Source organism: Legionella bononiensis (assembly GCF_016786215.1).
In the GTDB taxonomy this organism is placed as follows: Bacteria; Pseudomonadota; Gammaproteobacteria; order Legionellales; family Legionellaceae; genus Legionella; species Legionella bononiensis.
The window spans coordinates 256,003-267,546 of sequence record NZ_JADOBG010000002.1 but is presented as its reverse complement, the minus strand read 5'-3'; the positions used below and the strand labels follow the sequence as shown (position 1 = coordinate 267,546).

Sequence of the window (11,544 nt, the reverse complement as noted above, 5' to 3'; positions counted from 1 at the left end):
GGGAGAACTATATGTCAGTGTATATGACTGAAGATGAACAATTAGAGGTTATAAAAAAATGGTGGAAACGTTACGGTAATTTAGTAACTGTTTTTTTATCACTTATTCTTCTTTGCATAGCTGGATATAGGTATATGCATTGGCATCAGGATAAATTGAAACAACAGGCATCTATAACGTATGAAAATATGATGGTTGCATTTTCGAATCAGAATATAAAATCAGTTCGATCATTCGCAAATGAATTGATAAAAGATTATGACCATACTGTATATGCAGATGTTGCTCATATGACTTTGGCAAAAATCTATGTAACTAAAAATAAACTGGATAAAGCTCAAAGCGAATTACAATTGGTAGCTGCAAATAGTGATATGAACGCCTTAAAACAAATTGCAAAAATTCGGATTGCCCGTTTAATGGCTGCTGAAAAATCGTACACAAACGCTTTAAATGAACTCAGTTCTATTGTTGATGAGACTTATTTGCCAGTTATCAATGAATTAAAAGGCGATATTTATGGAGCAACAGGTCAATATCAAGAAGCCATTAATGCTTATCGTTTAGCAATTGATGAAGTAAAAACAAACGGTATGGGCAATTTATTTTTAGAAATGAAAACTAATGAATTAGCAATTAAAAATCAATCGACAAATATCAATGAAAAGAAAGTCCAATCTGCTTAATGCTGTTGAAAATAGGATTTATGGTTTATGAAAATTAAAATATTAATATTATTACTGTGCACAATGCTCCAGGGATGTACTCAAGTTGATGATTATCTGTTAGGTAAAGATAATACACCAAAACCTAAAAACCTTGAGGAAATTCAACCGAAGATTAAAGTATCCCAAAACTGGACTGCTCCGGTAGGAAAAGCACGAAAATACAGTGAGTATTTAAAGCTTAAGCCTGTTATCAGAGGTGATATAATATACACGGCAGATACCAGCGGTATAGTTCAGGCTGTTAATAAAAAAGATGGTCAGGTTAAATGGTCAACTCAATTAAATCATGGAATTCTTAGTGGCCCAACCGTTGCAGAGGGATTTGTTGTTGTCAGTACGAACGCTTCTACTTTAGCTTTATTGAATCAAGCTGATGGTAAAGAGTTGTGGCAAACCAAAGTATCAGGAGAAATTTTATCTCCTCCAGCACTTTCTCATCATAAAATAATAGCAAAAACTGTTGATGGAAAAGTGTATGCTTTCGATGCTCAAAATGGAAAGCAATTATGGTCAGCAGAACACGGCTCACCGAGTCTGGTTTTAAAAGCCAGCTCTTCACCGGTAATTATGGACAATCTGGTTCTTATAGGGTTTTCTGATGGAAAATTGGATGCTCTGGAATTGGATTCAGGCCGACTTGTATGGCAAAGAAGTATTGCTTATGCAACAGGGGCTAGCGATGTTGAACGATTAATTGATATTGATTCAGATCCCATTATAAAAGATAAGGTAGCCTATTTAGGCAGCTACCAAGGATATATTGGTGCTTTATCTTTGACCGATGGTCAATTTATCTGGAGAAAACCAGGATCTGTATTCAAAAATATGGTATTGAGTGCGAACACGCTCTATCTTACCGATAGTAATGATGTGGTTTGGTCGCTGGACAGGCTAACAGGTCATGTCAACTGGAAGCAAACTGCCCTAAAAGCCAGAGGACTTACGGAACCAGTACTCGTAGGTGAAGATATCGTTGTTGGGGATAAAACCGGTTATCTGCATTTCATGGATTCGCAAACTGGTGAATTAATGGCACGATCTCAATTATCTGCGGGAGTCAGTATTTCTCCAACGGTGGCTGGAAGGAATCTGTATGTATTAACAGACAATGGACTGCTTAATCAACTGTCTGTGAGTTAAAATAATGATTCCAGTAATTGCTCTTGTTGGACGCCCTAATGTTGGTAAGTCGACATTATTTAATAGACTTACTAAAACTCAGGATGCTCTGGTAGCTGATTTTCCTGGCCTGACCCGTGACAGGCAATATGGCCAGGCTTTCCATGATAATAAACCGTTCATCGTAGTGGACACCGGCGGAATTGGGGTTGATGATATTGCTGTTGACAGTTTAATGTCGAAACAATCTGCGATAGCACTCAATGAAGCAGATGCAGTTCTTTTTCTGGTAGATGGCCGTTCAGGTTTAACCGGAATTGATGAACAAATTGCAGCCAATCTACGAAAACTGAATAAAAAAATTCACCTGGTGGTTAATAAAACAGAAGGATTGGATGATGATATTGCCTGTTCAGATTTTCAATCTTTAGGTATCACTGACGTTCACTCTATCTCAGCATCTCATGGAAGTGGTATCAGCTCCCTATTAGAGACAATTTTATCACCATATACTATACCTGAAGTTGATGATATTACCCGAGATAAAACAATTAAAATAGCCTTCGCTGGCAGACCTAATGTTGGAAAATCAACTCTAATTAATAGAATACTGGGTGAAGAACGTGTTGTTGTATACGACATGCCTGGAACAACCCGTGACAGTATCTCAATACCATTTGAAAGAGATGAGCAGAAGTACGTTCTTATTGATACTGCAGGCGTACGTAGAAAATCACGTGTGGATGAAAAAATCGAGAAGTTTTCTGTAATTAAAACATTGCAGGCAATCAAAGAATCGAATGTATGTTTGCAATTACTGGATGCAAAAGAAGGCATTACCGATCAGGATATGAATTTATTGGGTTTTATTATTGAATCGGGTAAAGCACTGGTTATTGCTTTTAATAAATGGGATGGCCTTGACGAAGAACATAAAGAACGAGTTAAAGACGAATTATCCCGACGCTTACATTTCGCTAATTTCGCTAAAATCCGGTTTATTTCAGCTCTTCATGGCAGTGGAGTTGGTGGATTATTTAAAGACATCAATGAAGCTTATGAATCTGCCACGCAATCATTCTCTACTCCTAGATTAACCCGTTTATTACAAGATATCAGTACCAAGCATACACCTCCCTGTGTTAGTGGCAGAAGAATTAAACTACGTTATGCGCATATTGGTGGACATAACCCTCCTGTAATTGTTATTCATGGTAATCAACTTGACGCATTACCAGATAGCTATAAACGCTATTTAAACAATGAGTTTATTAAACATCTTGGCTTGGTTGGTACTCCCTTGAAAATTGAGTTTAAAGGCGGATCGAATCCATTTGCCGAGAAAAAGAATAAATTATCTCAACGCCAGGTCAATAAAAAGCGACGATTGATGAAACGAGTTAAAAGTAAGAAATAGAGACACCTCTGATTTTTAATTTCTTACTTTATTGATTATCGTTCATAGGATTTAAGCTCTTCTTATATTGCTAGGTATTTTGAATCATTAAAACCTAACGTTATCAAGAATAGGGAACAAGCATATGCATTCTTTTTAGGCTCTATGGCTATTTCGCATAAACCCAACGTTTAAGGATAAGCCTCTTTTTTGTATTGAATTTCCCTCAAATTGATTAATATTGCACCATGTTCTATTTTTATACTATAAGCACATTTATAGAGATCGATATCATGAGTGACACCAACAGATTAAATCATATGAATTTGGAGGAGGAATATATTAAGGCAAGGAAAGCTTATTGTGATGCAATGATGGGCCTGGTGGTTAGAGCAAGCGAACTGATCAACGAAAGTCCAATAAATGAAACGATGAAGCAGGCTATAATAAAGTCTAGTGGGGTACCGATCCATGTTGGTGAAACACAAGATGACTTCGAGGAACGTTTCGAAGACACAATGGGTCAGACTGTAGACGAATACGTTGACTTTGCTCTTACAATTTTAGAACAAAAATTAGAACCAGCCAGGCGTTCTATAATTTTTGCTGCAAATAAAGAACTTGGTTCACTTACTTCTGGGGTATCTGGTACTGCAAGGAAAGACTTTCAAGAGACGATCCATGAAGGAGCCGAAGCTAAAACTACAGGGGTGGCGAAATGTCTCCCTGAACATGAACTCTGTGTGCAAGCTTTTAACCGAGCTAGAGATGCGTACAGAGATTCAGCTACAAATTTGATAGAAGGGATGAGTTCCGATGAGCTTGAAGAGCAAGAGAATTTGAATAACGGGCCGAGGTTTTAAAGCACTGACTCATTCCAATGCACGATGATAATCAATTAGAATGATAAATATTTAATATATGAATAACCGTATTCAACAAGTACTCAGGAACAATGGGCATTTTTGATATTGTCCCCAATTGAGAATTGCTTGTTTTAATGTTTGCAATCGTTCATAGGATTGATAAACCTCTAACAAAATGACATAAAAACATCAAAAATTGATAGGCGAATAGCTGCTACAAGATGCATTCGATGACACGGTTAACTTTTGTATACAAAATTGATTCTAGACTTAACAACTTTAGCTTATTGATAACGTATCAAATGATTACCAATAGAGATTGGATAATTTTCTATTAAGATTGATCGTATATAATAAATTAATGAAGTTCTGTTTGAGAGGTACTATATGCCTGATCTATTAAATGACGAAAAAGCAGCTGCAAAGGCTCGATATGAAGAGTTTTTAAATGCAGTGATTGCAATGAATCTTCGTAATGCAAACATGCAATTTCAGATATCCCCTAATCAGTCGCTATTCGCGCACATGCTAAAAAATAATTCTGTTTCTCCATTACATATCGAATTCAAATCACATAATACAGGCGCTACATTCATGGTTGATAATAAATTTTTTCCAGCCAGCTGGGTTTTGACTGTTCCAGAGAACGCAACAAAAGAAGAAATGGATTGCATGAGAGATATCATGTTGGAAACAATAGCACATCCAGTTGGCGCTCATAAAGACTATGAGCCTAAAATGATAATATGTTTCTCAGAAAAGACTCCCGAGGAAGAGATTATTCAATTTGTTGAAGCCGCTCAAGCAAAGGGGATTGAAGTTCACTTGTATATTGGAAAACCAGCTGATTTCGAAAAAATAAGTTTAGAACATCAAAAGTTATCGAAGGAATTGGTTGCAGCTGGAGATATTGACAAGGTACCTGGTTGGGCTGGATTGTTGAATACCGTCTCAAATACAGAAGGAGGACGAAAGGGCGAGGAACTGATGGAACGAATTAACTCAGAACAAAGTATTTCTCTTCGCTGTTGAACTAATCATTCGAAAAAAGGGACATCCCTTAATTTTCATATAACAGCGGCAAGAGAATATGACATATCCATTGATGCACTAATCGATTCACAATTCATCTTCTATACACTAATTTTTACAGAATATGTTCGAAAACAATATTACCTATTAATTAAGGGTATGTTTGTATTCATACGCAGGATAAAAGAAATAGAATGGGAATATTTTGATTAGGTTATACACTAAAACAATGGGTGCAAAAAAAACAACCAGTAGAAAAAACACTCTTGGGAGATGTGCAGACCAAATCATTATACATATCGGGGCTATTAATGACGCTAGAGTTAAGATCCGCACGAAATATATTTTTAAGGTCAATTTCCAGTTTCCGATGGCCAATTTAATTGACTCTCTCCAGGCAAAATAAGGTGCAGCGTTGTTTGTTACGGTTAATAACGGTGTAAAAATAATACAGGGGTAAGTAATTAATATTATGGGCAATTTAAGAAATTTAATATAAACACCTATCGCATTTACAAGAGCAATTAAAATCATCATAACAAATAAGCCAATACCAGTATTCGCAGAGTTGTATAAATCGTTAAAACCCGAGTTTTCATCGATTTCTTCACCATCCAGATAAGAAAATATTGCTTTATATAATCCGTCAAGCAAAGGAAATAATGTAAAAAATACGAGGGTGCCAGCTAAAGTAAGATAAATAAAATTCAATACTGGGTGTTTGAACGTAATGAATCCCAGGCTTTCGAGACCCAAGGGAATAAGTACTCCAAAAACAATCAAGGCCGCCAAAGGCGTTAACAGTAAAAAACTTAATGGCCACCATAGCTTGCTGCGACATTTATTATAGGATTGCCATGCTGTAGTAAGTGAATTCATGTTTTTATCTTGTAAATCAATGGATTAATTGTGTGATATTAACACAATTAATCGGTTGTTTTTAACAGTTTAAATAAATATATTTTGATTCCTAAAATAAATTAAGTTCTTGTTTAAACTCTCAATGTTAGAACATCACATGGCGCATGATTTACAGTAGCATGAGCGGTACTTCCGAGAAAAGTTTGGATCCCCTTGGATGAGTGATTTCCTATAATAATCAATTGGCAATCTAGTTCTTTAACTTTGCTGAATATATGTTCTTTAACGGAACCAATTTCCACAAATTGTTGATTAGAAGGAACTTTAAGATTTTCACCAATTAATGACAAAACAGTTTGAGCATCATCCTTGGCTGGGTTAGCTAATTCAGTAAAGCCCAATCCTTGAGCCAATTGTACACTGGCTGGCAAGTCGATTACGTGTAACAGATATAATTTTGCATTGAATTGTTTGGCGATATTGGCAGCTTTTTCTGCAAGATGGTAATGCTCATTAAGTAAATCGGAAGCGAACAGAATATTTTTGTACATATTAACCTCATTTTAAGTAGAAGCGTTAAATTAAATTGTAGCCGATTAATGACGATGCAAATTGGAGTTACAAACTCATTCCCGGATTAATTTCTGATAATGGGTGTATTACAAAGTCCCTTGATAAGTAATGTGGATGAGGAATAGTCAGATTCTTCTTATGCAGTGATCTATTTCCATATAATATTATATCGATATCAAGAGTTCTTGGACCCCAACGTTTTTTTCTGACCCGTTCATGTTGGTCTTCAATTTTTTGACACCATTTTAATAGTAGTTCGGGTTTTAGTACTGTGGATATTTTAACTACTGCATTACAAAAATCTTGCTGACTTGTCAGTCCCCAGGCCTTTGTCCAGTATAAACTGGAGTGTGACAAGACTGAAGTATCAGGTAGAACACGCAGATCCTTAATTGCCTTTCTAATCTGACGTTCAGGTGCTTTTTGATTCGAACCAAGACTTAAATAGCAGATATTCATTTGACGGCTTTGGGCTTGCGTCTTCGTCGTGGCTTGGATGAAGACGCGGGTGTAAGAAGGGCAACCATTTTTGCCTGTTCAATTTCATCCACTTCTTGAAAATTCGTCCACCATTGCGCCAACTCAATGGACTCATCTCCAGCCAAAGCTCTTAACGCCATGAAATCAAATGCAGCCCTGAACCTTGGGTGTTGGAGCAAATTAAAAGCTCGTCCACCCAATCTTTTCGAAAATCGATATTGTAACAACCATATTTCCCTGATTACCTGGCTATAACGTTTCGGGATGGAAATAATTTTGTTTTGCTCTGCTATTGTCAGAGACATAGCCTTCTCTATTGCTGGTAAAGGATCAAGCCCTTCACTTTGTAATTTTTTCGAGATTTCAATCATGGGAAACCATAATAACACAGCAAATAGAAATGCTGGCGTTACGGGTTTATTATCTCTGATGCGAGTATCCGTATTTTCCAGGGCGATACCCAGCAAAGCATGCACTGGATACTCACTTTGAAACAATACAGAAGTCTGGGGACACAGATGTTCAAATAAACCATATTGGATTAATAGTTTTTGTACCGTTTCTGCTTCACCACACTGGTACAACTTGGTCATTTCATCAAATAAACGCGAATTGGAAACATGTGTAATCAAATGACTGATATCAGGGAAGGGTGCTTCTGTTTCCGGAGCCAGTTTAAATTGTAATTTAGCACTAAATCTGATAGCTCGCAGCATTCGAACGGGATCCTCTTTATAACGGGTTACTGGATCTCCAATCATTCGAATTAATTTCTGCTGTACATCATTAACCCCACCGGTAAAGTCGATAATCGTTGAGTCATCAATGTTATAGTATAAAGAATTGATGGTGAAATCTCGACGCCATGCATCTTCATCAAGTGAGCCATAAACATTATCGCGAACAAGCATGCCGCGCTCATTGGTTTGTTGGCTGGCGTCTACAGCATCATGTCCTCTAAATGTTGCAACCTCAATAATTTCTCTATGAAATAAAATGTGTACCAGTTTAAAACGACGACCAATTATCCGACCATTTCTAAACAGGTTTTTAATTTCATTGGGCGTTGCATTAGTAGCCACATCAAAATCTTTGGGCGCTTTATGAAGTAATAAATCACGAACACTACCCCCAACAAGATATGCTTGAAATCCGCTGCTTATCAAGCGATTGAGTACTTTGATAGCATTAGTACTAATATCTGTTTTGGATATTGAATGCTTGTTTCGTGGTATTATATAAGCTGAATCTACAGGGGGTTTATGAGCCCTGTTTTTCTTTAACAGCTTTTTGATGAATTTGATGATTGCTGATTCTCACTTGTTTGATTAAACACAAATAATTATAACGAAGCAAATGAATAAAGTGAATCATTTACCTTTACAAATATTTTAGAGAGAATGGTTTAACTGAAATTTTACAGGGATAGGATATGGAGTTTATTGATGTATTCTTGAGTTTAATTGCATTAATTATTCTTGAAGTTGTTTTAGGTATTGATAACCTGGTTATTTTATCGATACTAACCGAAAAACTACCACAGGAAAAAAGAAAAAAAGCACGAAGATGGGGGCTTACCTTTGCCTGGATGACTCGATTATTATTATTAGCATCAGCAGTGTACATGGTAAAACTAGTAAAACCTTTGTTTTCAATAGGCGGTTTTTCATTTTCAGCGCGAGATATATTTCTTTGTTTGGGTGGTGCGTTCCTGATTTGGAAATCAACTGATGAAATTCATCAGGACGTCACCAATGAATCCAGAACATCCTCCATACCTAAAAATTCAAATTCAGCAGCAACTTTCAGAGGAGTCATTATCCAAATCGCATTACTTGATGTTATTTTTTCACTGGATAGCGTATTGACGGCGGTTGGATTAACTACACGGTTTTGGGTAATGGCGCTTGCTATAACCTGTGCCATCATTATCATGATTTATGCCAGTGAACCAGTCAGTGATTTTATCTCGAAACATCCTACTATTAAAATGCTGGCACTAAGTTACTTGATCCTGATTGGTACAGTTCTGGTGGCAGATGGTTTTTCATTCCATGTTCCAAGAGGTTATTTATATTTTGCAATGGGATTCTCTTTAGGGGTCGAATCTTTGAATTTATTGAAACGTACAAGAAAAAAACGAAAAAAAATGACGAGGAAGTAGTATGTTATTAATCAAAGCTTTTCACATTATTGCACTTGTTGCCTGGTTTGCTGGTTTGTTTTATCTACCCAGGCTATTTGTATACCACTCTACAGCAGAGGATAGTATAAGCCTCGATCGATTTAAGATAATGGAACGCAGGCTCTATTATGGAATTACCTGGCCCGCGGCTATTCTGACAACGGTGTTTGGTTTGTGGTTGATCTATTACAATATGGACTATTATCTAAAAGCCGGATGGATGCATGCCAAATTATCTTTAGTTCTGCTTTTATGGATTTATCATTTAACCTGCGGTTATTATCTCAAAGTTTTTGCTCAGGACAAAAATAAAAAATCATCCCGGTTTTATCGGATATTCAATGAATTACCTACGCTATTGCTTATTTCTATTGTTATTTTAGTTGTGGTTAAACCCTTTTGATATTCAGTGAACGACAAGACCATCCCTGTAATTATATTCATTAGAATAAACAGGGATAGCAGGGCAGAGTTCATTGATGAATTTAATATCAATCCATTTCAACCATATCAAAATCTTCTTTACCGGCTCCACAATCAGGGCAAAACCAGTTTTCAGGAACATCGTCCCACAGTGTTCCCGGTTCAATTCCATCTTCTGGCCAACCTTCAGCTTCATCATATATAAATCCGCAAATGACGCATATGTACTTTTTATACTCTTGCATAATGAATACTCTTTAAAAAAATGGGTAATTTATCTACTGTTGCGCATTAAGTAAAGTTAAACCTCGAATCAGTACTGTTTTTTTTGCTAATCCAATTAAAAAATTGTAACATCAGTACATGAAAAGTGCTTCTAAATGAAGCATCAGGTGGGATTTGTCGACAATTGCTCAACAACTTATCTGTGGTGTGCCCTCCAGGAGCAAACTGAGTACCAAGGACATGATGAGGTTAATCAGAGTTTATACAATCTTGGAACTATTAGTTGTTAACAACTCCTGGTACTTTGCATTAATTGTTTTTATTTCTAATATAGATTTGTGAGATATCCTATGTCCCGTTCATCCGATTTATTTGTTCAGGCTCAAACAGTTATTCCAGGTGGTGTTAATTCTCCTGTTCGAGCATTCAAAGGTGTAGGTGGCGATCCTTTGTTTTTTAAACAGGGTGTTGGCGCTTATCTAATCGATGAAGATAATAATCACTACATTGATTATGTGGGTTCATGGGGACCTCTTATTCTCGGTCATTGTCATCCGAAAGTAATTGAAGCGGTAAACCAGGTTTTACATAGTGGAATGAGTTTTGGCGCACCAACAGAACTTGAAATACTTTTAGCTAAAAAAATTATATCGCTGGTACCTTCAATTGAAAAAGTACGAATGGTTAACTCAGGTACCGAAGCAACAATGACCGCGATCAGACTGGCTCGAGGATATACCAATAGAAATAAATTCATCAAATTCAATGGATGCTATCACGGTCATAGCGACGGCTTGCTCGTAAAAGCGGGTTCTGGCCTGCTTACTCTAGGTATCCCCTCAACTCCGGGAATTCCTGCAAGTATCACTGAACATACGTTAACTGCTGACTTTAATGACCTTGATCAGGTCGCTCAACTATTTGAAAAATATCCTGAAGATATCGCTACAGTTATATTGGAACCCGTTGCTGGCAATATGGGATTTATCCTTCCTAAACCCGGTTTTTTACAAGGACTGCGCGAGCTTTGTGATAAATATCATGCTGTATTAATATTTGATGAAGTAATGACCGGATTTAGAGTAGGTTTACATGGTGCTCAAGGATTATTTGGAATTAAACCGGATATTACCACTTTTGGTAAAGTGATTGGTGGTGGTATGCCTGTTGGCGCATTAGGGGGAAGTTCGGAAATCATGTCTTTTCTGGCGCCAGAAGGCCCTGTTTATCAGGCCGGAACTCTTTCCGGTAATCCGCTGGCTATGGCAGCAGGATTGGCTACCTTGAATGAAATAGAACAACCTGGATTTTTTATGCACTTGAATGAAACAACCACTCATTTGATTGCAGCGCTGTCTGATGTTGCCGAATCAATGCAAATACCGTTATTCACCGCATCATTAGGCGGAATGTTTGGATTTTGTTTTACTGATAAATCCGAAGTCTGTGATTATGGTGATGTCGCCTCCTCTGATGAGCCATTATTCAAAAAGTTCTTTCATGGTATGTTGGAACATGGAGTATATTTTGCTCCTTCCATGTATGAGGCAGGCTTTGTATCCAGTGCGCATGGCAAACAGGAAATACTTAAAACTCAAAGCGCAGCAGAGCGCGTATTGAAGCAATTAAAAGGGTAAAAGTGTTAATTTAACTTGC

The 11,544-nt window shown here is 37.0% G+C and carries 13 protein-coding genes; 8 read left to right on the top strand and 5 right to left on the bottom strand.

Annotated elements, in window-relative coordinates; all coding sequences use genetic code 11:
• The first annotated feature begins 11 nt into the window (after window positions 1–11).
• The 5 genes from IZU94_RS02345 (at window position 12) to IZU94_RS02325 (ending at window position 5,141) form a co-directional block, all read left to right on the top strand.
• Window positions 12–686 (top strand): YfgM family protein, encoded by a 675-nt coding sequence (locus IZU94_RS02345; RefSeq protein ID WP_203107622.1) that lies wholly within the window; start codon window positions 12–14, stop codon window positions 684–686.
• A gap of 27 nt (window positions 687–713) precedes the next feature.
• Complete coding sequence (bamB, locus tag IZU94_RS02340) at window positions 714–1,868, top strand: outer membrane protein assembly factor BamB (RefSeq protein WP_203107620.1); 1,155 nt, start codon at window positions 714–716, stop codon at window positions 1,866–1,868.
• A gap of 4 nt (window positions 1,869–1,872) precedes the next feature.
• A complete protein-coding gene (der, locus tag IZU94_RS02335) occupies window positions 1,873–3,264 on the top strand; it encodes a ribosome biogenesis GTPase Der (protein WP_203107618.1) in 1,392 nt (463 codons plus the stop codon).
• Window positions 3,265–3,536: 272 nt separating this feature from the next.
• On the top strand, window positions 3,537–4,106 hold the full coding sequence (locus tag IZU94_RS02330; RefSeq protein ID WP_238400670.1) for a hypothetical protein: 570 nt from the start codon (window positions 3,537–3,539) through the stop codon (window positions 4,104–4,106).
• Window positions 4,107–4,496: 390 nt separating this feature from the next.
• Window positions 4,497–5,141 carry a hypothetical protein gene (locus tag IZU94_RS02325; RefSeq protein WP_203107616.1) on the top strand — a complete coding sequence of 215 codons (645 nt, stop codon included), beginning with the start codon at window positions 4,497–4,499 and terminating at the stop codon, window positions 5,139–5,141.
• A 147-nt stretch (window positions 5,142–5,288) separates the two neighbouring features.
• On the opposite strand, the gene IZU94_RS02320 is transcribed toward IZU94_RS02325, so the two are convergent.
• From IZU94_RS02320 to pcnB, 4 genes are all read right to left on the bottom strand, one after another.
• Entirely contained in the window at window positions 5,289–6,020 is a 732-nt protein-coding gene (locus IZU94_RS02320) for a hypothetical protein (RefSeq protein ID WP_203107614.1), read from the bottom strand.
• 113 nt (window positions 6,021–6,133) lie between these two features.
• On the bottom strand, window positions 6,134–6,553 hold the full coding sequence (locus IZU94_RS02315) for a universal stress protein (protein ID WP_203107612.1): 420 nt from the start codon (window positions 6,551–6,553) through the stop codon (window positions 6,134–6,136).
• 67 nt (window positions 6,554–6,620) lie between these two features.
• A complete protein-coding gene (gene folK, locus IZU94_RS02310) occupies window positions 6,621–7,034 on the bottom strand; it encodes a 2-amino-4-hydroxy-6-hydroxymethyldihydropteridine diphosphokinase (protein ID WP_203107610.1) in 414 nt (137 codons plus the stop codon).
• The gene (gene pcnB / locus IZU94_RS02305) at window positions 7,031–8,341 is read right to left on the bottom strand and encodes a polynucleotide adenylyltransferase PcnB (protein WP_203107845.1); all 1,311 of its coding nucleotides are present in this window, start codon (window positions 8,339–8,341) and stop codon (window positions 7,031–7,033) included. The genes folK and pcnB overlap by 4 nt, the downstream gene beginning before the upstream one ends.
• A gap of 146 nt (window positions 8,342–8,487) precedes the next feature.
• Here pcnB and IZU94_RS02300 point away from each other — a divergent pair, with 146 nt between their 5' ends.
• Entirely contained in the window at window positions 8,488–9,219 is a 732-nt protein-coding gene (locus IZU94_RS02300) for a TerC family protein (RefSeq protein WP_203107608.1), read from the top strand.
• A 1-nt stretch (window position 9,220) separates the two neighbouring features.
• Window positions 9,221–9,643 carry a protoporphyrinogen oxidase HemJ gene (gene hemJ, locus IZU94_RS02295; RefSeq protein ID WP_203107606.1) on the top strand — a complete coding sequence of 141 codons (423 nt, stop codon included), beginning with the start codon at window positions 9,221–9,223 and terminating at the stop codon, window positions 9,641–9,643.
• 88 nt (window positions 9,644–9,731) lie between these two features.
• Here hemJ and IZU94_RS02290 read toward each other — a convergent pair whose 3' ends face one another.
• Window positions 9,732–9,908: a rubredoxin gene (locus IZU94_RS02290; protein ID WP_203107604.1), complete on the bottom strand. Its 177-nt coding sequence runs from the start codon at window positions 9,906–9,908 to the stop codon at window positions 9,732–9,734.
• Window positions 9,909–10,238: 330 nt separating this feature from the next.
• Between IZU94_RS02290 and hemL the strand changes: the two genes are divergently transcribed.
• A complete protein-coding gene (gene hemL, locus IZU94_RS02285) occupies window positions 10,239–11,525 on the top strand; it encodes a glutamate-1-semialdehyde 2,1-aminomutase (RefSeq protein WP_203107602.1) in 1,287 nt (428 codons plus the stop codon).
• The last annotated feature ends 19 nt before the right edge of the window (window positions 11,526–11,544 follow it).